Genomic DNA, 20,698 nt, shown 5'->3' on the forward strand with positions numbered 1-20,698 from the left:
CGGTCGGCGGCACGCGGTGGGACGCCCGCGCCCGGCACGCCAGGACCGGGACCCCCATGACCCCGGCCGCCCGGACCGCCCTGGCCGGGACCCGGACCGCCCTGGCCGGGACCCGGACCGCCCTGGCCGGGACCCGGACCACCTTGGCCGGGCATGCCGGGGCCTGCACCGCCTGGGCCGGGCATGCCAGGACCGGAGCCACCTCGGCCGGGAACGCCAGGGCCCGAGCCACCGTGGCCGGGCGTGCCGGGACCCGGACGGCCGGGACCGGCCATGCCAGGACCTGGGCCGCCTGGGCCACCCGGGCCGGGTGTGCCAGGACCGGAGCTGCCGGGACCAGGACCCGGACCAGGTCCCCCGGGGCCAGCGGGGCCGAAGGGGGCACGTTGGGCGCTGGGCAGCGGCACCGCGGGGCCGGCCGGCTCGTCGGGGCGGCGGGGTGGGTGCGGAGGCCAGCCGTCCTCGTCGGCTTCGTCTTCGTCGCCGGTCGGGAGCTTCGCGTACGCCGACGCGCCGGCCGCGCCTGGGCCGATCGCGGCGCCCTCCTGCTTGGCCGTGCGCAGGTCGTCGAGCCAGCCGGTCTCCTCGCCGCTGACCGGCTCGTCGACGGGCTCCTCGCCCTTTCCGCGGCCCCAGCGCCCCCTAGGCATCCTCACCTCGCACGATCCGGCGCAGCGCGGGCAGGCGGGCCGCCACCGCACGCTCCGAGCCGTGGTCGCTCGGTCGGTAGTAGTCGGTGCCCGCCAGGTCGTCCGGGGCGTACTGCTGGGTGGCCACGCCGCGCGGGTCGTCGTGCGGGTACTTGTAGCCGATGCCGTGGCCCAGCCCCCGCGAGCCCTGGTAGTGGGCGTCGCGCAGGTGCTTGGGGACGGCGCCGCCGCGCCCGGCGCGTACGTCGGCCATCGCCTTGCCGATCGCGACCGTGGCGGAGTTGGACTTTGGGGCGGTGGCCAGGTGGATGACGGCGTGGGCGAGGTTGAGCTGCACCTCGGGAAGCCCCACGTACTCGACCGCGTGGGCGGCCGCCGTCGCCACCGACAGCGCGGTCGGGTCGGCCATGCCCACGTCTTCGCTGGCGAAGATGACCATGCGGCGGGCGATGAAGCGCGCGTCTTCCCCGGCGACCAGCATGCGGGCCAGCCAGTGCAGGGCGGCGTCGACGTCGGAGCCGCGCATGCTCTTGATGAACGCGCTGGTCACGTCGTAGTGCGCGTCGCCGTCGCGGTCGTAGCGGACCGCGGCCACGTCGACCGCCTGCTCGGCCGTGGCCAGGTCGATCGTCGCCGAGCCACGGGCCGACGCGGACGACGCGGCCGCCTCCAGGGCGGTCAGGGCCTTGCGCACGTCGCCGCCCGCGAGCCGTACCAGATGGTCCTCGGCCTCTTGATCAAGGGTGACGGCCCCGCCCAGCCCGCGCTCGTCGGTGGTCGCGCGGCGGATGAGCCCGCGCACCGCGTCGTCGTCGAGGGGCTGGAGGGTGAGCAGCACACACCGGGACAGGAGCGGGGAGATCACGGAAAAATACGGGTTTTCCGTCGTGGCGGCGAGAAGCGTGACAGTGCGGTCTTCGACGGCCGCGAGCAGCGAATCCTGCTGAGTCTTGCTGAAGCGGTGCACCTCGTCGATGAAGAGCACGGTGGGCGGCCCGCCGGCGCGCCGCTCGCGCCGGGCCGTGTCGATCACCGCGCGCACGTCCTTGACGCCGGCCGAGAGAGCCGACATCGCCACGAACCGCCGATCGGTGGCCGCCGCCACCAGGTGCGCGATCGTGGTCTTGCCGCTGCCCGGCGGCCCCCACAGGATCACCGACATCGGCGTCGAGCCGCCGACCAGCTGCCGCAGGGGCGCGCCGGGCGCCAGCAGGTGATCCTGACCGACCAGCTCGTCGAGCGACGCGGGGCGCATCCGCACGGGCAGCGGGGAGTCGGCCCCGGGCGGGGTGAACCCACCCGTGGCGCCACTCCCGGCGGGCGGCGTGCGCACGCCGGTGGCCGCGAGGGGGAACAGGCCGTCGGTCTCCATCACCCACAGACAGTACCGGCCGATCGTCAACCGCGGCCCGGACGCCGACCGCGGTACCACCGTCCGCCGCCGCCGCCACCGGCCGGGCCGCGGCCGATACCGGCGAAGTACAAGGCCAGCAGGAACAGGCCGATGAGGACAAGGGTGTTCCAGTTGAAGAGATCCGGTGCACCCAGATCGGAGTCGAGCAGGTCGAGAAGCAGGGCGAAGCCGAACACCGCGGCAGCAGCGATGGCGAACATGAATCCTCCTTGAGGGGGGTTTTGTGCACGCCTCATGTACCCCGCGCCACAACCGGCCAAGCGTCCACCGTGGACATTTCTCGGCCCGCCTAGGCTGCGCGCATGGAGATGATCACGGGCCGTGAGGCGGTGCTGGCCGCGACCGGTGACTCGCCGTACGCGCGTCTGAACACCCACGGTCAGGTGACCGGGTACCTCCTGCCCGGTACCACGGCATGGGTGGATCGTGGATCGACGGTCCTGATGGCCTGCGCGATGGGTGACCCCGCGCGGGCGGTGGAGATCTTGGCCGGCGCCGGTGCGGAGTGGCTGCACCTTCCCCGCGCCACCGCCGCCGACCTGGGCCCGCTGAGGGTCGCCCACCAGGACGACTAGGAGTTTCTGTGGACCGCCGCCGCCCCGCCGCCGCAGCCCGGCGAGGAGAGCGTGACGCACCTCACGCCCGCCGACTCACCCTGATCGGTTGGTCGCGGTAGCACAACGGGTCGCGGCCCAGCATCTGGGCCGACCATGATCGTTAGCCCTACAGCCGTGTGACACGCCGGGAAGAATGCGGATTTCGGGCTAACGATCATCGCGGCACAGTGCGCGCCCGGCGCCCGCCGAAAGGCGGGGGTCGGGGTTTGGTCGTGAAGCGCGGCGGGCGAGGCTAGTTGCCGTGCTCGACCGGAGCGGCGACGCCGGCGGTGCCGGGCTTGTCTCCAGGGGCCTTGGGCTTGGCGTCGACGCCGGCCTCGGTGCGCTGCTGGGGCGTGATCGGGGTGGGCGCGCCGGTCAGCGGGTCGTAGCCGCCCCGCGTCTTCGGGAAGGCGATCACCTCGCGGATCGAGTCGGCGCCGGCCAGCAGCATGCAGACCCGGTCCCAGCCGAACGCGATCCCGGCGTGCGGCGGCGGGCCGTACTTGAACGCCTCCAGCAGGAAGCCGAACTTGTCGTTGGCCTCCTCCGGCGTGATGCCGAGCAGGTCGAAGACGCGGCGCTGCACGTCGGCCCGGTGGATACGGACGGAGCCGCCGCCGATCTCGTTGCCGTTGCACACGATGTCGTACGCGTACGCCAGCGCGCGGTCGGGCGCCTCCTCGAAACGGTCCATCCAGGTGGAGTTGGGCGAGGTGAAGGGGTGGTGCACGGCCGTCCACCCGCCTTCCTCGGTCGGCTCGAACATCGGGGCGTCGACCACCCAGCAGAACGCCCACGCGTCCTCGTCGACGAGCCCGGAGCGGCGGGCGATCTCGATGCGCGCGGCGCCGAGCAGCTCCTGCGCCTCGCGGCGGTCGGCGGCGGCCGCGAAGAAGATCGCGTCGCCGGGCTTGGCGCCCACGGCGTCGGCCAGGCCGGCCAGGTGGGCCTCGCTCAGGTTCTTCGCGACCGGGCCGCGGGGCTCGCCGGTCTCCGCGTCGAGCACCACGTACGCCAGGCCGCGGGCGCCGCGCGCCTTGGCCCAGTCCTGCCAGCCGTCGAGCTCCTTGCGGGTCTGCGCGGCGCCACCCGGCATGACGACCGCGCCCACGTACCCGCCCGCGTCGATCGCGCCGGCGAACACCCGGAACTCGGTGCCGCGCAGGTAGTCGGTCAGCTCGGTCAGCTCGACGCCGTAGCGCAGGTCGGGCTTGTCCGAGCCGTACCGCGCCATCGCGTCGTGCCAGGTGATCCGCGGGATCGGCGCGGTGATCTCGTGGCCGGCCAGCTCACGCCAGAGCGCGCCGACGATCGTCTCGCCCAGGTCGATCACGTCGTCCTGCGTCACGAAGGACATCTCGATGTCGAGCTGCGTGAACTCCGGCTGCCGGTCGGCCCGGAAGTCTTCGTCGCGGTAGCAGCGGGCGATCTGGTAGTAGCGCTCCATCCCGCCGACCATCAGCAGCTGCTTGAAGAGCTGGGGCGACTGCGGCAACGCGTACCAGGTGCCGGGCTGAAGGCGCACCGGCACCAGGAAGTCGCGCGCGCCCTCGGGCGTGGAACGGGTCAGCGTCGGCGTCTCGATCTCCACGAACTCGCGGTCGTGCAGCACCGTGCGGGCGATCTGGTTGGCCCGCGAACGCAGCCGGATCGCCCGCGCCGGCCCGCCGCGGCGCAGGTCGATGTAGCGGTACTTGAGCCGGATGTCGTCGCCCGCGTCCACGTTGTCGTCGACCGGCAGCGGCAGCGGTGCCGCCTCGGAGAGGATCTCCAGCGCCGAGACGTTGACCTCGATCTCACCGGTGGGCAGCTCCGGGTTGTCGTTGCCCTCGGGGCGGCGCTCGACCGCGCCGGTCACCTTCACGCAGAACTCGTTGCGCAGCGCGTGCGCGAGCTCCATCTCCTCCCGGAACACCACCTGCACCACGCCCGACGCGTCGCGCAGGTCGACGAAGATGACACCCCCGTGGTCGCGCCGGCGGGCCACCCAGCCAGCGAGCGTCACCGTCGTGCCGGCGTCCGCGGCGCGCAGGCTGCCGGCGTCATGGGTACGGATCACGGGTGCATCTCCTTCGCAATGGGTATCCGCGGACATTCTGTCAGGGATACCCGGAGTGACCCGGAGGCACCCGCCCGTCAGCGCGGCTTATCCCAGGCGGCCGCCTTGATCGTCACCGCCCCGCACAACTGAAACGTGCTGGAAACGTTGAGGTGTCAGTGTGACGCTGTGTTTCTGACCCGGCACGAGCAGGACCGGCTGCTGATCCACGTGGCGGCCGACGTGGCCTGGCGGCGGCGCGAGCGCGGCCTCCGGCTCAACCACCCGGAGGCGACCGCGATCATCACCGCTTTCCTGCTGGAGGCGGCCCGGGACGGCCGCACCGTCGGCGAGCTGATGGAGGCGGGCCGACAGGTGCTCACCCGGGAAGACGTGCTCGACGGCGTGCCGGAGATGCTGCCGGAGGTGCAGGTCGAGGCGACGTTCCCGGACGGCACGAAGCTCGTCACCGTCCACGAACCGATCCCATGATCCCCGGGGAGGTCATTCCCGGCGACGGGGATGTGGAGATCAATGTCGGGCGGCCCGTGCTGTCGCTCGCGGTGACCAACACCGGCGATCGCCCGATCCAGGTGGGCTCGCACTACCACTTCGCCGACGCCAACCCGGCACTCGACTTCGACCGCGCGGCCGCACGGGGTCACCGGCTCGCGGTGCCGGCGGGCACGAGCGTCCGCTTCGAGCCCGGCGTGCCGCGCGACGTCGACCTCGTGCCACTCGCCGGCCGCCGGATCGTGCCCGGCCTCCGCGGCGGAGGCCCGCATGAATAGGCAGCGCTACATCTCCCTCTACGGGCCCACCACCGGCGACCGCATCCGGCTCGCCGACACCAACCTGCTGATCGAGGTCGAAGAGGACCGCTGCGCCGGCGGCGACGAGGTGGTCTTCGGCGGCGGCAAGGTGATCCGCGAGTCGATGGGCCAGTCCCGGGCGACCCGCGCCGAGGGCACCCCGGACACCGTGATCACCGGCGCGGTCGTGCTCGACCACTGGGGCGTGGTGAAGGCCGACGTCGGCATCCGCGACGGGCGGATCGTCGCGCTGGGCAAGGCCGGCAACCCGGACACCATGGACGGCGTCCACCCCGACCTGGTGATCGGGCCGGGCACCGAGGTGATCTCCGGCAACGGCAAGATCCTCACGGCCGGCGCGATCGACTCGCACGTCCACTTCATCTGCCCGCAGATCCTCGAAGAGGCCCTCGCCAGCGGCATCACCACGGTGATCGGCGGCGGCACCGGGCCGGCCGAGGGCACCAAGGCCACCACCGTCACGCCGAACTCCTGGCACCTGGCCCGCATGTTCGAGGCGATCGACCCGTGGCCGGTCAACGTGCTGCTGCTCGGCAAGGGCAACACGGTCAGCGCCGAGTCGATGTGGGAGCAGCTGCGCGGCGGGGCGGGCGGCTTCAAGCTGCACGAAGACTGGGGCACCACGCCGGCCGCGATCGACGCCTGCCTCACCGTCGCCGACGCGGCCGGGGTGCAGGTCAACATCCACACCGACACGCTGAACGAGGCCGGCTTCGTCGAGGACACGCTGCGGGCGATCGGCGGGCGCGCCATCCACGCGTACCACACGGAGGGTGCCGGCGGCGGCCACGCGCCCGACATCATCACGGTCGCGTCGCACCCCAACGTGCTGCCGTCCTCGACCAACCCGACCCGGCCGTACACGCGCAACACGCTCGACGAGCACCTCGACATGCTGATGGTCTGCCACCACCTCAACCCGTCGGTGCCGGAAGACCTGGCGTTCGCGGAAAGTCGCATCCGGCCGAGCACGATGGCGGCCGAAGACGTGTTGCACGACCTCGGCGCGATCTCGATGATCGGCTCCGACTCGCAGGCGATGGGTCGGGTCGGCGAGGTCGTGCTGCGCACCTGGCAGACCGCGCACGTGATGAAGGACCGCCGGGGCGCGCTGCCCGGCGACGGCGCGGCCGACAACCACCGCGCCCGCCGCTACGTCGCCAAGTACACGATCTGCCCCGCCGTCGCGCACGGCATCGAGGGCGAGGTGGGCAGCGTCGAGGCGGGCAAGCTGGCCGACCTCGTGCTGTGGGACCCGGTGTTCTTCGGCGTGCGGCCCCACCTGGTGATCAAGGGCGGCATGATCGCGTGGGCGCAGATGGGTGACGCGAACGCCTCGATACCCACGCCCCAGCCGGTGCTCCCCCGCCCGATGTTCGGCGCGTACGGCCGCGTGCCGGCCGCGACGAGCCTCGCGTTCGTGGCGCCGGCCGCGGTCGAAGACGGCCTGGCGTCCCGGCTCGCCGTGGCGCGCGAGCTCAAACCGGTCGCGGACGTGCGCGCCCGCGGCAAGGCCGACCTCCCGCTCAACGACGCCACCCCGCGCATCGAGGTGGAGGCGGACACGTTCACGGTGCGGATCGACGGCGAGGTGGTCGAGCCCCAGCCGGTGACCGAGCTGCCGATGGCCCAGCGCTACTTCCTGTTCTGATGAGCGGCGCGACCCTGCTCCTGCTCGCCGACGGGCGCTTCCCCGCCGGCGGTCACGCCCACTCGGGCGGCCTGGAGGCGGCGGTCACGGCGGGCCGGGTGCGCGACCTGGAGACGCTGGCCGCCTTCCTGAGGGGGCGCCTCGCGACCGCGGGAGTGGTGAGCGCGGCGTTCGCCACGGCCGCCTGCCGCGGCGACGGCCTGCACACGCTCGAAGAGGAGCTCGACGCCCGCACCCCGTCTCCCGCGCTGCGCAAGGCGTCGCGGGCGCAGGGGCGGGCGCTGCTGCGCGCCGGCCGTACACTGTGGACTCTCTCCACAGTGGAGCGCGAGCTGCACCACCCGGTCGCGCTCGGCGTGGTGGCCGCCGCCGCGGGGCTCACGCCCGCCGAGGCCGCGCTCACCGCCGCGTACGGCACGGTCACCGGCCCGGCCGGCGCGGCCGTGCGCCTGCTGGGGCTCGACCCGTACGCGACACACGCGCTCGTCGCCCGGCTCGCGCCCGCGTGCGACGCCGTCGCCGCGCGAGCCACCACAGTGGACGACCTGCCCGCGTGTTCGGCACCGCTGCTGGACATCGGGGCAGAGGCACACGCCACCTGGGAGGTGCGTCTCTTTGCATCCTGAAGCCCACACCCATCCCGATCCGCACGCACCGCGAAACGCCGGCGGCGGGCGGGCGCTGCGGATCGGCATCGGCGGCCCGGTCGGCTCGGGCAAGACCGCGCTGGTCGCCGCGCTGTGCCGTACGCTCGCCGCCGACCTGCGGCTCGCCGTCGTCACCAACGACATCTACACCACCGAGGACGCCGACTTCCTGCTCCGCAACGGGGTGCTGCCGGCCGACCGCATCCGCGCCGTGGAGACCGGCTGCTGCCCGCACACGGCGATCCGCGACGACATCTCCGCCAACCTCGACGCCTGCGAAGACCTGGAGGCCGACCTCGGCCCGCTCGACCTGGTGCTCCTGGAGAGCGGCGGCGACAACCTGACCGCCACGTTCAGCAAAGGGCTCGTCGACCGGCAGATCTTCGTGGTCGACGTGGCCGGCGGCGACAAGGTGCCGCGCAAGGGTGGCCCCGGCGTCACCACCGCCGACCTGCTGGTCGTCAACAAGACCGACCTTGCCCCGCTGGTCGGCGCCGACCTGTCCGTCATGGCCCGCGACGCCGGCGCCCGCCGCGGCGACCTGCCGACCGTCTTCCTCTCGCTGGTGGAGGACCCCGCCGCGACACCGGTGGCCGACTGGGTGCGCGGCCTCGTCAAGGGATGAAGGCCACCGCCCGCATCACCGCGGTCGCGGACGGCCGGCGCACGCGCCTGGTCGCCCTCCGCTCGGAGCCACCGATTCTGGTACGGAGGACAAGTCCACGCCACGCGGACGGTGAGGTCGAGGTGCACCTGGTCGGCGGGGCCGCCGGCCCGCTCGGCGGCGACCGGCTGCGCATCGAGGTGGCTGTCGGGCCCGGCGCCCAGCTGTGCGTGCGCGCGGTCGCGGCCTCGCTCGCCCTGCCCGGCCCGGACGGCGCGCGGTCCACGCTGGACATCCACGCGTCCGTGGCGGCCGGCGGCTCGCTGCGCTGGCTGCCCGAGCCGCTCATCGCCGCCGGGAGCTGCGACCACCTTTCACGATCCCTTGTGGACCTGGAGCCGGACGCCGCCCTCACCTGGCGGGAGGAGCTGGTCTGCGGGCGCCACGCCGAAGAGCCCGGAGACGCCTCGCTGGAGTGCACCGTGCGCCTCGCCGGCCGTACCCTCCTGCGCCAGGACCTGGCGGTCGGACCGCGCGCGGCGGGATGGGCCGGCTCCGCGGTGCTGGGTGGCGGCCGGGCGACCGGCACGCTGCTCGTCGTGGATCCTCTGTGGACGGAAAAGCCGCCGGAGGCGGCGGTGCTCGGGCCGGGCGCGGCGCGGATGCCGCTCGCCGGCGGGCCGGCCGCGCTCGCCCAGGCGGTGGGCCGCGACCTGCGCGAGGTGCGGGAGGCACTCGACCGCGCCTTTGCATAGATGAACATGGATGAGCAGGGCTACACTCTCCGCATGAATCCCGCACGCATGCCCGCGAGGGCCCGGCGCGCTCTCGGCGCGCTGACGCTGGCCGGCGCGCTCCTGCTCGTCGGCACACCGGCCGCGACGGCGAGCGCCGCCGGCGACACCGAGTTCGAGATCTACAGCGTGTCCGGCACGGTGACGATCACCTGTGACCCGGTCGGCGGCACCCACCCGCACGCCAAGGAGGCCTGCGCCGAGATCGACGCGGCCGGCGGCGACATCGCGGCCGTGCCCCGGTACCCCGGCGTCGGCTGCGTCGACGAGTGGGACCCGGTGCTGATCGGCGTGACCGGCACGTGGCGCGGCAAGGAGGTGCTGTACAGCTCCTTCGAGTCCAACCGCTGCTACGGCGCGATCCGCCACGGCCACATCTTCTGGTACTGACACTGCCTGAAACCATTTCGAGTCCGGTTGGGATCGCGGGGTCGGCGGCGACTTATACTGATGCCCGACGATCTATGAAGACACACGTTCGCAACAACCGGGCAAAACGCGGGCAACGGTCGGCGGTTCTACTGCCTCTGACTCACCACCGGTGAGGCGCGCCTAGGGTTCCGCCGCCCGTTCGCGTGGGCGGGGCTGGTCCGAGAGACGCAGGCGCGTGCGTCGCGACACCGCGGCGCGCGCGTTCCACGGCGGGACAAAAGCCCGGGAGACAGCCGGTCCTGGCTGTGCTCCAGCCAGGCCTCCCTCGCCTGGAGGTGCCCGTGGCCCACATCCATGACAACTACGGTCCCGAAGCGCGCTACGCCGTGGAACGCGAGGCGGAGCTGCCCACGACCAAGTGGGACGAGGAGGTCGCGCGCGGCCTCGAGCTCGGCCTGCCCGGCGCGGACTCCATCGTGGACCGTCGCATCCCCACGTTCAGCCGCGGCGAGCTGCCGCACTTCGCCGGCATCAACACGTTCCTGAAGGCGCCCTACCTGGAAGACGTGCGCCGCTGCGGGGAGTACGACGTGGCGGTGCTCGGCGCGCCCTTCGACGGCGGCACGACGTACCGCTCGGGCACCCGCTTCGGGCCGCAGGGCATCCGCAAGATCTCGGCGCTCTACGGGCCGTACTCGTTCGAGCTCGGCGTCGACCTGCGCGAGTCGATCACGATCGCCGACCTCGGCGACGTCTTCACGATCCCGGCCAACATCGAGAAGACGTTCGACCAGATCTCCAAGGCGGTCGGCCACGTCTACGCCTCGGGCGCCTTCCCGGTCGTGCTCGGCGGCGACCACTCGATCGGCTACCCCACGGTGCGGGGCGTGGCCGAGCACCTCGACGGCAACCTCGGCATCATCCACTTCGACCGCCACGTCGACACCCAGGAGACCGACCTCGACGAGCGGATGCACACCACGCCCTGGTTTCACGCCACCGACATCCCCAACGTGCCGCCGAAAAACCTCGTGCAGATCGGCATCGGCGGCTGGCAGGCGCCCCGCCCCGGCGTCAAGGTGGGTCGGGAGCGGGGCACCACCATCATGACGGTCACCGACTGCGTCGAGATGGGCATCGAGGCGGCCGCCGCGAAGGCGCTGGAAGTGGCCTGGGACGGCGCCGACGCGGTGTGGCTGTCGTTCGACGTCGACTGCCTGGACGCCGCGTTCGTACCGGGCACCGGCTGGCCCGAGCCGGGCGGCTTCCTCCCCCGCGAGGTGCTCAAGTTCATCCAGCTCGTCGCCGAGCGGCCGCTCGCCGGCATCGAGGTCGTGGAGTGCTCCCCGCCGTACGACAACGCCGAGATCACCTCCCTCATCGCCACCCGGGTCATCTGCGACACGCTCGGCTGCCTCGTGCGGGCCGGTCACCTTCCCCAGAGGAGCAAGCCATGAGAAGGGCCATCGCCGCGCTCGCCGCACTCATCCTGCTCGCCGCGTGTGGATCCACGGAGGAGGACCCGGCGGCACCCACCACCGTCCGCATCGGCTTCAGCGCGTGGCCGGGCTGGTTTCCCTGGCAGGTCGCGCAGGAGCAGGGCCTCTTCGCCAAAAACGGCGTGACCGTCGAGCTCACCTACTTCGACAGCTACACCGACAGCCTCACCGCGCTCTCCACCGGCAACCTCGACGCCAACAGCCAGACGCTCAACGACACGCTCTCCTCGGTCAGCGGCGGGGCGCGGCAGACGATCGTGCTGGTCAACGACAACTCCACCGGCAACGACCAGATCATCGCCCGCCCCGGCATCGCGAGCGTGGCCGACCTCAAGGGCAAGACGGTGGCGGTCGAGCAGGGCACGGTCGACCACTACCTGCTGCTGCTCGCGCTCCGGAAGGCCGGACTGTCCGAAGGGGACATCACGGTCAAGCCGCTGCTGACCGACGCCGCCGCGGCGGCGTTCGTGGCCGGGCAGGTCGACGCGGTGGGCGCGTTCGCCCCGTTCACCACGACCGCGCTGGGGCTCGCCGGCAGCAAGGCGATCGCCACCTCGGCCGACTTTCCCGGCGCGATCCCCGACCACCTGGTCTTCGAAGCCGACTTCGTGAAGGAACACCCGAAGGAGGTGCAGGCGATGGTGGACACCTGGTTCGACACGCTCGCGTGGATCGAAGACAACAAGGACGCGGCCATCGCCATCATGGCCAAGAAGGGCGGCGTCAGCGACGCCGACTACAAGACCTACGACGCGGGTACCACGATCTTCTCCCACGAGCAGAACATCGCCGCCTTCACGCCCGGCGAGACGCCCGCAAACCTCGACTTCCAGGCCCGGTCGATCGCCGCGTTCCTGGTCGAGGCGAAGCTCGTCGACGAGGCGCCTCCGCTCGACGGGCTCTTCGACCCGACGTTCGTCAAAGCGGTGACACCGTGAGCGAGCGAGTTGGCGCGGCGGGGGGTCTGGACGGACCCGCCCACCTCCCCAAGCCGCAGGCGACCGCCGACGAAGTCGGGGTTTCGGGGCGGCGGAGGAAGACGTCGCCTTTGGCGCCGCACGAGCGAGCGAACCAGGAGACACCGTGACGATGGTGGCTGACCCGGCTCCGCCCCGCTCGCTCCCCCGCCGCCGGCCGGCGCGGGCGGGCGGCCTGTGGGGCATCCGCACGCCGCTGCCCCGCGGCGCGCGGTGGACGTTGATGGCGCTGTCGGTGCTCGTCCCGCTGGTCGCGTGGCAGGCGTTCAGCATGGTCGTCGACGGGCGGCCCGACTACCTGCCGGGGCCCTACGAGGCGGTCGGCGCGGGCGTCGAGATGGCGCGGTCCGGGATGCTCTTCACCGACGCGTGGGCGACGGTCGCGCGGGTGCTCCAGGGTTTCGGGCTGGCGGTGCTGGTGTCGGTGCCGCTGGGCATCGTGATGGGCAGCTTCCCGGCCGGGCAGGCGCTGCTGGAGCCGCTCGTCGGCCTGCTGCGCTACCTGCCGGCGAGCGCGTTCATCCCGCTGCTGATCATCTGGCTCGGGCTGGGCGAGCCGTCCAAAGTGGCGCTGCTCTTCCTGGCCGCGTTCTTCTTCAACACGCTGATGACCGCCGACGCCGTACGGCAGGTGCCGCTCAGCCTCATCGACGTGTCGTACACGCTCGGCGCCCGCCGGGGCGAGGTGCTGCGCAAGGTGATCGTCCCCTACGCGCTGCCGGGCATGCTCGACTCGATCCGGGTAAACGCGGCCGCCTCCTGGAGCTTCGTCGTGGTCGCCGAGCTGATCGCCTCCGAGTCGGGGCTGGGCTACCGCATCGTGCGGGCCCAGCGCTTCAACCAGATCGACCGCATCTTCGCGGCCCTCGTGGTGATCGCTCTCATCGGCCTGGCGATCGACCTGCTGCTGCGGCTGGCACGCGACCGGGTGGGGAGGTGGGTCTGATGTCTCTCCTCGTCCTCTCGGGCGTCGGCAAGTCCTTCCCCCGGCGGGGTGGCGCTGTCCGGGCGCTCGACGGCGTCGACCTGTCGGTGCCGCGTGGCCAGTTCTTGTGCGTGGTCGGCGCGAGCGGCTCGGGCAAGTCGACGCTGCTGTCGCTGATCGCCGGCCTGGTCCGCCCCACCGCCGGCGAGGTGCGCCTCGACGGGCACCCGGTCACCGGCCCCGGGCCCGACCGGGGGCTCGTCTTCCAGCAGGGCGCGATCTACCCGTGGCGCACCGTCGAGCGCAACGTCGCGTTCGGACTGGAGCTGCTCCCCCTGGGGCGGGCCGAGCGGGACCGGCGGGTCGCCTGGTACCTCGCCGAGACCGGCCTCACCGCCCTCCGCCACGTGCTGCCCAAACAGCTGTCCGGCGGGCAGCGCCAGCGGGTGGCCATCGCCCGCGCCCTGGCCTGCGAGCCGGAGGTGCTGCTGCTGGACGAGCCGTTCGGTGCGCTCGACGTGCAGACCAAGGAGGACATGCAGCTGTTCATCCGGCGGGTGTGGCAGGACACCGGCACCACCGTCGTGATGGTCACCCACGACGTGGAGGAGGCCGTCTTCCTGGGCCAGCGGGTGGTGGTGCTCGCCAGTGACCCCGGCCGGGTCGCCGCCGACCTGCCCGTCAACCTCCCGGCCGAACGTGAACTGTCGGCAAAACGACTCCCCGAATTCCTCTCAATACGTGCGCGGGTGGAGGACCTCGTCCGCGCGTACCACCGCCGTCACCAGGAAAAACAAGCCGTCTGAACCGCGGTAATCGGAGCATCGGCCGATGCCAGGCCGTACGGATCTGCGATGGCTCGCCTCCCTAACTAGTGCTGGAGTATCCATGCTGCGGTAGCACGGGAGGATCAGGCGTGGCGTCGTCGGGGCACGTCGTTGGGGGACGGTACCGGCTAGATTCGGTGCTGGGTTCTGGCGGGATGGGTGTGGTGTGGCGCGCGTTCGATGAGCGCCTCGCCCGCTGGGTGGCGGTCAAAGAGATCCGCTTCACCCAGCCCATGTCGCCGGAAGAACGTGAAGAGGTCAAGTATCGGGCGATGGTGGAGGCGCTGAGCGCCGGCCGCCTCGTCCATCCGAACGTCGTCGCGATCTACGACGCGGTGGACGACGCCGACCAGCCATGGGTGATCATGCGGCTGGTCGAGGGTCGTTCGCTGCGCGAGATGGTGGCGCAAGAAGGGCCGCTCGACAGCGTCAAAGCCGCCCAGCTGGGGCTGGGGCTGCTCGACGCGCTGGACGCGGCGCACGGTGCCGGGGTGGTGCACCGCGACGTCAAGCCGTCCAACGTGCTGATCGCCAACGGCCGCCCGCTGCTCACCGACTTCTCCATCGCCACGGTGGCCGGTGCGCCGGTGCCGCTGCGCGGCGCGGCGGTGATGGGCAGCCCCGGATACGTGGCGCCGGAGCGGCTGCACGGCGAAGAGGGCGGGATGCCGGCCGACCTGTTCGGCCTCGGCGCGACGCTCTTCTACGCCGCGGAGGGTTACGGCCCGTTCGCCCGCGAGGACGCGATGGCCTGCCTCATCGCCACCGTCTGCGACCCACACCCCCGCCCGGTGCGGGGCATGGCGCTCGCCGCGGTGATCGACGGCCTGCTGGCCAAGGACGTGGCCGACCGCATGGACTCGGCCGCCGCCCGCACCGCCCTGCTCGCCGCCGCCCGCCCGCGCACCCGCTCGGTGTACCGGGTGCCGCTGACCTCGCGGCGGGCGTACACCGGGCACCACAGCGTGGCGGTCCTGCCCAGCAGCCCGCCGCCCGCTTCTTCGGCCGCGCCCGTCCCGGCGGCCAAGCGGGCCCGCCCGCCACGCCGGCGGCGGGTCACCATCCTCACCGCGGGCGCCGCGCTGCTCGTGCCGGTGGTGGCCACCCTGGCCAGCGCCGCCGGCGGCCCCAACACCCCCGGCCTGGCCGGCCGCGCCGACGCGGCGGTGCGGCCGGCACCTCCCGGCGTCGACCCCTCGGCCGCCCCAGCGGGCGACGCGCGGGCGCTCGGCATGCCCAGGGTGCTGTTCTCGCCCTCGGCGGGCGGCCCGCTCTCCACGGGCGGCCCCGTCCAGCCACCCATCGGCGGCGGCCTGGCCACCGACCCGGTCTCCGGCACCACCGACCCCGGCAACGGCCCGGCGACCGAGCCCAGCGGCGGTGGCGGCGGCGAGACCGGCGGCTCCACCACGCCACCACCCCCGCCGGCCACGGTCACCGGCCTGACGGTCGCCGTCACGGTCGACCCGAACGCGTGCACCTACTCGGCGTCCGCGCTGGTCACGGTCTCCGCACCGACCACGGTCACCTACCGCGTGACCTGGTCGGACGGCGCAAACGGCACGGCGAGCGCCGACTTCGCGGCGGCCGGCGGCGGCACGCTGCACGCGCCGTCCGGCGTGTCGCACGGCGCCGGGCCGGTGTGGGTGCAGGTCGAGGTGCTCACGCCGACGGCGGTCACCCAGCGCGGCGAGGGTGAGCTGCCGGCGTCCTGCACGCCGACGACCACCCCGCCCCCGGAGCCGGACCCCTCGCCGATGACGTCGCCGTCGTCCCCCAACCCGGCGGCGCCCGCCGACAACGGGTCGCCGGCCGGCAACACCGAGCCGACACTCAGCCAGCCCGCCGTCGAGCCGGCCTCGGCCGCGCCGTAGATCGCTCACCCTTCGTCGCGGGTCGCGCTTTCGCCCGCCTGGTGCCGCCAATGTCGCTCGCTGGCGTCGTCGGCCCGGGGCCTTCGTCGCCCTGAGTAACCGCTGCCGCCGCCGCGCGGCGCGAGATTCGAGATCTAGGACGGTTTGGGCGCCATATCAACCCTAACCGTCCTAGATCTCGAAGTTCTCAGCTGATCCGCTGACGCCGCGTCACAGACGGTGGCCGGCGAGGCCCGCGCCACAGGCACCCGGACCGTGACCAACGGCGGACGGGTGAGGCCGCGGGAGCAACGGCATAGACCACGACGGACATCGCGGTAGCCCAAGAATTGGAGATCTTCAAAAGGTCGTGGCGGGTGCCGGTCGGCACCCGCCACGCTATGCCGAGCTGGCGTCAGGCGACGGTCAGCGTCTTGATGTCGATGTCGTTCTTGGGGTGGCCGCCACCCGGCTGGGGGTCGAAGGCGCCGTCGTGGCCCTTCGCGGTGGCCTTCTTGATGACCTCGAGGCCGGCCTCGTCGACCTTGCCGATGATGGTGTAGTCGGGCTGGAGCTCGACGTCCTGGTAGATGAAGAAGAACTGGCTGCCGTTGGAGTCGGGGCCGCTGTTGGCCAGCGCGACCACGCCCGCCGGATAGGCCGGGCGCTCGTTGGCCGGCAGGTACTCGTTGGCGTAGCGGTACGAGGGGCCGCCGGTGCCGTCGGACTCGCGGTAGCCCTTGCCCTTGGCGCTCGGGTCGCCGCACTGGAGCATGCCGGGGAACATGCGGTGGCACTTGGTGCCGTCGAAGAACTTCTTGCTGGCCAGGAACGAGAAGCTCTCGGCCGCGCAGGGGGACTTCGACAGGTCCATGTTGATGTTGACCTTGCCGAAGTTGGTGTCGACGGTCATCGTCTTGTTGCCGGTGTTGGGCGGTGTGGTGGTCGGCGGGAGGCCCACGTCCTTGGTGGTCTTGGTGCGCTCCGCCTTGGGCACCTCATTCCACACGCAGCTCGCCGGGCCGGCCGAGGCGTCGGCGGCGGTGCCGGTGGAGTCGTCGTCGCCGGCGATGTTGACGAGCAGCACCACGCCGACGGCGAGCACGAGCACCGCGACCCCCGCGCCGATGCTCACCTGCCACTGGCGGCGCTTTCTGGCCGTCGCGGCGCGCTCGGCCATCTCCCTTTCGAGCCGGGCCCGCGCCGCGGCGCGCTGCCGCTCCCTTGTGGACGTCACGCTCTTCCTCCTGGGGTGTGGTGCTCCTACCTAAGCTTCTCAGGACTGGCTGGGCGTCGCCGCGGGGGTCGGCGACTGGGTGGCGGACGGTGCGCCGGTGGTCGGGGTGGACGGCTCGGGTGACACCGGGTCCATCTCGCCGACCGTGAGGCTCTGGATCGTGATGTCCTTATCCGGCTTGACGTTGGCGCCCGAGCCGTTGTCGACCGTCTTGATCTTGCCGATCTTCTCCACCACGTCGAGGCCGCTGGTCACGCGCCCGACGATCGGGTACGCCGGGGCGTCGGTCGGGCTGAAGTCCTTGAAGAAGATCAGGAACTGGCTGCCATTGCTGCCCGGCGGGTTGCCGACCAACGCCACGGTGCCCTTCGGGTATAGCGCCGGCTGGCCGGCGGCGGGGCTCGGCGACGGGGAGGGGGCCGAGGGCACGTTTTCGTTGTAGAACGTATACGTGGGGCCGCCCGTGCCGGTGCCGCCCGGGTCGCCGCAGCGCAGCGCGCCGTCCGCGGTGATCTCGGTGCACTTGGTGTTGTCGTAGAAGCCGTTGGACGCCAGGTGGGCGAGGCTCGCGCTCGCGCACGGCGCGCTGGCCACGTCGAGCGAGACCGTGATCGGGGCACCCTGGTCGGTGGTGATGGTCATCGGCCGCGTGCCGGTGGTCGGCAGGTCTTTGGTGGCCGGCTTGCCGACGTCTTTGAGGTTGGGGTTGTTGGCGGCGTCCGCGGCGGTCCAGGCGCAGATGTCGGCCGCGGCCTCGTCCTTCGGGTCGGAGTCGAAGCCGCCCAGCACCCACACGGTGCCGACCACGATCAGCGCGAGTGCGACGGCCGCGCCGACGCCGGCCTGGACGCGCCGCTTGCGGCGGGTCTGCGCCGCCTTGCGCGCCATCTGCCGGTCGTACTTGGCCCGGGCCAGCTTGCGCTGCCGAGTCCTGCTGGAAGCCACCCGCGCTCCCCTTCCTCAATCCGCCGACGCCACGAAACCGCAGCGCACGGTGCGCGACACCCGAAACTGTGTAGCGCACGCCACACAACGCCCGCCAGAGTGTACGGGTATCACCTGGGAAAGTGTTGCGTGAGGTCGCCCGTTCTCAATCGGCCGACATCAACACCGATAGGCTTGTGCGCATGTTGGTGAAGGGGTTCCCGGCTGACGTGTTCGGCACCAACTGTTACGTGGTGGCGACCGGGCCGGGCGAGCAGTGTGTCGTCGTCGATCCCGGCATCGGGGTGATCGACCGGCTCAACGCGTTGATCGAGGAGCACCGGCTGCATCCGGCGGCCGTGCTGCTGACCCACGGCCACCTCGACCACACGTTCTCGGTGACGCCGGTGTGCGGCGCGCGGGGTGTGACGGCGTACATCCATCCCGACGACCGTGAGCTGCTCAAGGACCCGAGCAAGGCGATCAACTCGATCGACCCGCGCACGCTGCTGGGCGGCCTGGAGTGGAGCGAGCCCGACGACGTCGCGGAGCTCACCGACGGCGCGGTGGTGAGCCTCGCGGGGCTGGAGTTCACGATCGACCACGCGCCGGGCCACACGCGCGGCTCCGTGCTCATCCGGGTGCCCGGGCCCGACTCGGTCGAGGTCTGCCTCTCCGGCGACGTGCTATTCGCCGGCTCGGTCGGCCGCGTCGACCTGCCCGGCGGCAGCATGGACGCCATGGTCGCGAGCCTGCGCGACAAGATCCTGCCGCTCGCCGACGAGACCGTCGTGCTGCCCGGCCACGGACCGGCGACGACGATCGGGCGCGAGCGCGCCACCAACCCGTACCTTCTACAAGTCGCCGAGGCTGGAACAGTTTTATGAGCAAGCCGACGCCGATCTCCGGCTTTCCCGAGTGGCTCCCGCCGCAGCGGATGATCGAGCAGTACGTCATCGACCACATCCGCCGCACCTTCGAGCTTTACGGCTTCGCACCACTGGAGACCCGTGCCGTCGAGCCGCTCGACCAGCTGCTGCGCAAGGGCGAGACCTCGAAAGAGGTGTACGTGCTGCGCCGGCTCCAGGCCGCCGAGGGCGAACGCGACGACGAGCTGGGGCTGCACTTCGACCTGACCGTCCCGTTCGCCCGATTTATCCTTGAAAACGCCGGCAAGCTCACCTTCCCCTTCCGGCGTTACCAGATCCAGAAGGTGTGGCGGGGCGAGCGGCCGCAGGAGGGGCGCTACCGCGAGTTTCTCCAGGCCGACATCGACATCGTCGACCGCGACACGCTGCCGCCGCACTACGAGGCCGAGATCCCGCTGGTGATCGGCGACGCGCTCGGCTCGCTGCCGATTCCCAAGATCCGCATCCAGGTCAACAACCGCAAGGTGTGCGAGGGCTTCTACCGCGGCCTCGGGCTGACCGACCCGGACGCGGCGCTGCGCGCGATCGACAGGCTCGACCGGATCGGCCCGGACAAGGTGGCCGACCTGCTGATCGAGACCGCCGGCGCCGACGAAAAGCAGGCCGCCGCCTGCCTGAGCCTCGCCGAGATCTCCGCGCCGGACGGGTCGTTCGCCGACCGGGTCCGTGCCCTCGGCGTCACCCACCCGCAGCTCGACGAGGGCCTCGACGAGCTGCTGCGCGTGGTCGAGGCGGCCGCCGAGCACGCGCCCGGCCTCTGCGTCGCCGACCTGCGGATCGCCCGCGGCCTCGACTACTACACCGGCACCGTCTACGAGACCCAGATGATCGGGTACGAGAAGTTCGGCTCGATCTGCTCCGGCGGCCGATACGACAACCTCGCCACCGCGGGCAACGACCGCTTCCCCGGCGTGGGCATCTCGATCGGGGTGTCCCGCCTGCTCGGCCTCCTCTTCGGGGCGGACGCGCTCACGGTCAGCCGCGCGGTGCCGACGGCGGTGCTTGTCGCGCTGCCGACCGAAGAGCGGCGCGGCGAGTGCGACCGGATCGCCGCCACGCTGCGCCGGCGCGGCATCGCCACGGAGGTGGCGCCGAGCGCCGCCAAGTACGGCAAGCAGATCCGCTTCGCCGAGCGGCGCGGCATCCCGTTCGTGTGGTTTCCGGGCGCCGAGGGCGAGGCCGACACGGTCAAGGACATCCGCTCCGGCGAGCAGGTCGAAGCCGACGCCGCGGCCTGGACCCCACCGGATGCCGACCTGCGGCCGAGCGTGCGCTAATGCGGCGGCCACAAGCCTTCACCGGGTGAGCCGGCCAACGTTTGGGCGGGCACGGCGGCGCGGCGGCCCCTAACTGCTACGCCGCCGTGCCCGCGGCTTCACTGGATCTCGAATAGCAGGCAGGACGACGTGGCGTGCGCGACGAGCCGGCCGGACCCGTCGGTGAGCCGTGCCTCGGCCAGGGCGGTCCGCCGGCCCTGGGAGATCACCGTGCCCTCGCACCGCAGCAGGCCGGAGGCGATGGTCACCGGCCGGAGAAACTTCACGTTGAGGTCGAGCGTGGTGTAGCCGACCCCGGCCGGGAGCGTCGAGTGCACCGCGCAGCCGGCCGCCGTGTCCAGCAGCGTCGAGAGCACACCGCCGTGCACCGAGCCCAGCGGGTTGTAGTGGAACTCCTGGGGCTCCATCTCGACGATCACGCGCCCCTCGTCGGGCACGAAGCGGGACATCCCGAGCAGGTGCATCACCGGCGGGGCGGGCAGCTCGCCCGCGGCCATCGCCCGCAGCAGATCCAGCCCGGAACGCCGCCCGACCAGCGCCGCGTTGCCAGCGGGGTCGGACCACTCGAACGTCCGGCTCCGCACGCCGGTGTCCTCGCCGGGCGCTGCCTGAGTCTGCGTCATGGACGCAGCCTGTCACTCATTTGCT

21 protein-coding genes and 1 riboswitch are annotated in these 20,698 nt (G+C 72.3%); of the genes, 15 read left to right on the forward strand and 6 right to left on the reverse strand.

Annotation, left to right across the window (positions count from 1 at the left end; translation table 11 throughout):
- Positions 1-642: 642 nt before the first annotated feature.
- Together AC5L36_RS35485 and AC5L36_RS35490 are read right to left on the reverse strand one after the other, a co-directional pair.
- Positions 643-2,022, reverse strand: a complete 1,380-nt coding sequence (locus AC5L36_RS35485; protein ID WP_441223309.1) for a replication-associated recombination protein A — start codon at positions 2,020-2,022, stop codon at positions 643-645.
- A 26-nt stretch (positions 2,023-2,048) separates the two neighbouring features.
- Complete coding sequence (locus tag AC5L36_RS35490) at positions 2,049-2,264, reverse strand: hypothetical protein (RefSeq protein ID WP_441223162.1); 216 nt, start codon at positions 2,262-2,264, stop codon at positions 2,049-2,051.
- A gap of 102 nt (positions 2,265-2,366) precedes the next feature.
- Between AC5L36_RS35490 and AC5L36_RS35495 the strand changes: the two genes are divergently transcribed.
- The gene (locus tag AC5L36_RS35495) at positions 2,367-2,639 is read left to right on the forward strand and encodes a hypothetical protein (protein WP_441223163.1); all 273 of its coding nucleotides are present in this window, start codon (positions 2,367-2,369) and stop codon (positions 2,637-2,639) included.
- Positions 2,640-2,913: 274 nt separating this feature from the next.
- On the opposite strand, the gene aspS is transcribed toward AC5L36_RS35495, so the two are convergent.
- Positions 2,914-4,722, reverse strand: coding sequence for an aspartate--tRNA ligase (gene aspS, locus AC5L36_RS35500; RefSeq protein ID WP_441223164.1), 1,809 nt, complete (start codon positions 4,720-4,722; stop codon positions 2,914-2,916).
- Positions 4,723-4,890: 168 nt separating this feature from the next.
- On the opposite strand from aspS, the gene AC5L36_RS35505 reads away from it, so the two are divergent.
- The 12 genes from AC5L36_RS35505 to AC5L36_RS35560 all read left to right on the forward strand — a co-directional run bounded on the left by AC5L36_RS35505 (position 4,891) and on the right by AC5L36_RS35560 (position 15,704).
- Entirely contained in the window at positions 4,891-5,193 is a 303-nt protein-coding gene (locus AC5L36_RS35505; RefSeq protein ID WP_441223165.1) for an urease subunit gamma, read from the forward strand.
- Positions 5,190-5,492, forward strand: a complete 303-nt coding sequence (locus AC5L36_RS35510) for an urease subunit beta (protein ID WP_441223166.1) — start codon at positions 5,190-5,192, stop codon at positions 5,490-5,492. Before AC5L36_RS35505 ends, AC5L36_RS35510 begins: the two co-directional genes overlap by 4 nt.
- Positions 5,485-7,185 carry an urease subunit alpha gene (locus AC5L36_RS35515; RefSeq protein ID WP_441223167.1) on the forward strand — a complete coding sequence of 567 codons (1,701 nt, stop codon included), beginning with the start codon at positions 5,485-5,487 and terminating at the stop codon, positions 7,183-7,185. The genes AC5L36_RS35510 and AC5L36_RS35515 overlap by 8 nt, the downstream gene beginning before the upstream one ends.
- The gene (locus tag AC5L36_RS35520; protein ID WP_441223168.1) at positions 7,185-7,811 is read left to right on the forward strand and encodes an urease accessory protein UreF; all 627 of its coding nucleotides are present in this window, start codon (positions 7,185-7,187) and stop codon (positions 7,809-7,811) included. Before AC5L36_RS35515 ends, AC5L36_RS35520 begins: the two co-directional genes overlap by 1 nt.
- The gene (gene ureG / locus AC5L36_RS35525) at positions 7,801-8,457 is read left to right on the forward strand and encodes an urease accessory protein UreG (RefSeq protein WP_441223169.1); all 657 of its coding nucleotides are present in this window, start codon (positions 7,801-7,803) and stop codon (positions 8,455-8,457) included. Before AC5L36_RS35520 ends, ureG begins: the two co-directional genes overlap by 11 nt.
- A complete protein-coding gene (locus tag AC5L36_RS35530; RefSeq protein ID WP_441223170.1) occupies positions 8,454-9,191 on the forward strand; it encodes an urease accessory protein UreD in 738 nt (245 codons plus the stop codon). Before ureG ends, AC5L36_RS35530 begins: the two co-directional genes overlap by 4 nt.
- A gap of 33 nt (positions 9,192-9,224) precedes the next feature.
- A complete protein-coding gene (locus tag AC5L36_RS35535; RefSeq protein WP_441223171.1) occupies positions 9,225-9,620 on the forward strand; it encodes an SSI family serine proteinase inhibitor in 396 nt (131 codons plus the stop codon).
- A gap of 151 nt (positions 9,621-9,771) precedes the next feature.
- Positions 9,772-9,893: riboswitch (guanidine-I (ykkC/yxkD leader) on the forward strand.
- A gap of 50 nt (positions 9,894-9,943) precedes the next feature.
- Positions 9,944-11,059, forward strand: a complete 1,116-nt coding sequence (locus AC5L36_RS35540) for an agmatinase family protein (RefSeq protein WP_441223172.1) — start codon at positions 9,944-9,946, stop codon at positions 11,057-11,059.
- On the forward strand, positions 11,056-12,039 hold the full coding sequence (locus AC5L36_RS35545; RefSeq protein ID WP_441223173.1) for an ABC transporter substrate-binding protein: 984 nt from the start codon (positions 11,056-11,058) through the stop codon (positions 12,037-12,039). The genes AC5L36_RS35540 and AC5L36_RS35545 overlap by 4 nt, the downstream gene beginning before the upstream one ends.
- Before the next feature lie 151 nt (positions 12,040-12,190).
- Entirely contained in the window at positions 12,191-13,024 is an 834-nt protein-coding gene (locus AC5L36_RS35550; protein ID WP_441223310.1) for an ABC transporter permease, read from the forward strand.
- Positions 13,024-13,809 (forward strand): ABC transporter ATP-binding protein, encoded by a 786-nt coding sequence (locus AC5L36_RS35555; protein WP_441223174.1) that lies wholly within the window; start codon positions 13,024-13,026, stop codon positions 13,807-13,809. Before AC5L36_RS35550 ends, AC5L36_RS35555 begins: the two co-directional genes overlap by 1 nt.
- Before the next feature lie 110 nt (positions 13,810-13,919).
- Entirely contained in the window at positions 13,920-15,704 is a 1,785-nt protein-coding gene (locus AC5L36_RS35560) for a serine/threonine-protein kinase (RefSeq protein WP_441223175.1), read from the forward strand.
- A 394-nt stretch (positions 15,705-16,098) separates the two neighbouring features.
- Here AC5L36_RS35560 and AC5L36_RS35565 read toward each other — a convergent pair whose 3' ends face one another.
- Together AC5L36_RS35565 and AC5L36_RS35570 are read right to left on the reverse strand one after the other, a co-directional pair.
- Positions 16,099-16,920 (reverse strand): peptidylprolyl isomerase, encoded by an 822-nt coding sequence (locus tag AC5L36_RS35565; RefSeq protein WP_441223176.1) that lies wholly within the window; start codon positions 16,918-16,920, stop codon positions 16,099-16,101.
- Positions 16,921-16,959: 39 nt separating this feature from the next.
- Positions 16,960-17,865, reverse strand: coding sequence for a peptidylprolyl isomerase (locus AC5L36_RS35570; protein ID WP_441223177.1), 906 nt, complete (start codon positions 17,863-17,865; stop codon positions 16,960-16,962).
- Between the two features lie 182 nt (positions 17,866-18,047).
- Here AC5L36_RS35570 and AC5L36_RS35575 point away from each other — a divergent pair, with 182 nt between their 5' ends.
- The gene (locus AC5L36_RS35575) at positions 18,048-18,731 is read left to right on the forward strand and encodes an MBL fold metallo-hydrolase (RefSeq protein WP_441223178.1); all 684 of its coding nucleotides are present in this window, start codon (positions 18,048-18,050) and stop codon (positions 18,729-18,731) included.
- Positions 18,728-20,050, forward strand: a complete 1,323-nt coding sequence (gene hisS / locus AC5L36_RS35580; RefSeq protein ID WP_441223179.1) for a histidine--tRNA ligase — start codon at positions 18,728-18,730, stop codon at positions 20,048-20,050. Before AC5L36_RS35575 ends, hisS begins: the two co-directional genes overlap by 4 nt.
- Positions 20,051-20,148: 98 nt before the next feature.
- Here the strand turns inward: hisS and AC5L36_RS35585 are convergent, their stop codons facing one another.
- The gene (locus AC5L36_RS35585) at positions 20,149-20,673 is read right to left on the reverse strand and encodes a PaaI family thioesterase (protein WP_441223180.1); all 525 of its coding nucleotides are present in this window, start codon (positions 20,671-20,673) and stop codon (positions 20,149-20,151) included.
- Positions 20,674-20,698: the final 25 nt, after the last annotated feature.

The sequence above is a fragment of the Phytohabitans sp. LZ39 genome (genome assembly GCF_059359075.1).

Coding starts and splice junctions, on each gene's coding strand:
- AC5L36_RS35485 (WP_441223309.1), bottom strand. CDS start 2,022: ATGGAGACCGACGGCCTGTTCCCCCTCGCGGCCACCGGCGTGCGCACG.
- AC5L36_RS35490 (WP_441223162.1), bottom strand. CDS start 2,264: ATGTTCGCCATCGCTGCTGCCGCGGTGTTCGGCTTCGCCCTGCTTCTC.
- AC5L36_RS35495 (WP_441223163.1), top strand. CDS start 2,367: ATGGAGATGATCACGGGCCGTGAGGCGGTGCTGGCCGCGACCGGTGAC.
- AC5L36_RS35510 (WP_441223166.1), top strand. CDS start 5,190: ATGATCCCCGGGGAGGTCATTCCCGGCGACGGGGATGTGGAGATCAAT.
- AC5L36_RS35515 (WP_441223167.1), top strand. CDS start 5,485: ATGAATAGGCAGCGCTACATCTCCCTCTACGGGCCCACCACCGGCGAC.
- AC5L36_RS35520 (WP_441223168.1), top strand. CDS start 7,185: ATGAGCGGCGCGACCCTGCTCCTGCTCGCCGACGGGCGCTTCCCCGCC.
- AC5L36_RS35530 (WP_441223170.1), top strand. CDS start 8,454: ATGAAGGCCACCGCCCGCATCACCGCGGTCGCGGACGGCCGGCGCACG.
- AC5L36_RS35535 (WP_441223171.1), top strand. CDS start 9,225: ATGAATCCCGCACGCATGCCCGCGAGGGCCCGGCGCGCTCTCGGCGCG.
- AC5L36_RS35545 (WP_441223173.1), top strand. CDS start 11,056: ATGAGAAGGGCCATCGCCGCGCTCGCCGCACTCATCCTGCTCGCCGCG.
- AC5L36_RS35550 (WP_441223310.1), top strand. CDS start 12,191: ATGGTGGCTGACCCGGCTCCGCCCCGCTCGCTCCCCCGCCGCCGGCCG.
- AC5L36_RS35555 (WP_441223174.1), top strand. CDS start 13,024: ATGTCTCTCCTCGTCCTCTCGGGCGTCGGCAAGTCCTTCCCCCGGCGG.
- AC5L36_RS35575 (WP_441223178.1), top strand. CDS start 18,048: ATGTTGGTGAAGGGGTTCCCGGCTGACGTGTTCGGCACCAACTGTTAC.
- hisS (WP_441223179.1), top strand. CDS start 18,728: ATGAGCAAGCCGACGCCGATCTCCGGCTTTCCCGAGTGGCTCCCGCCG.
- AC5L36_RS35585 (WP_441223180.1), bottom strand. CDS start 20,673: ATGACGCAGACTCAGGCAGCGCCCGGCGAGGACACCGGCGTGCGGAGC.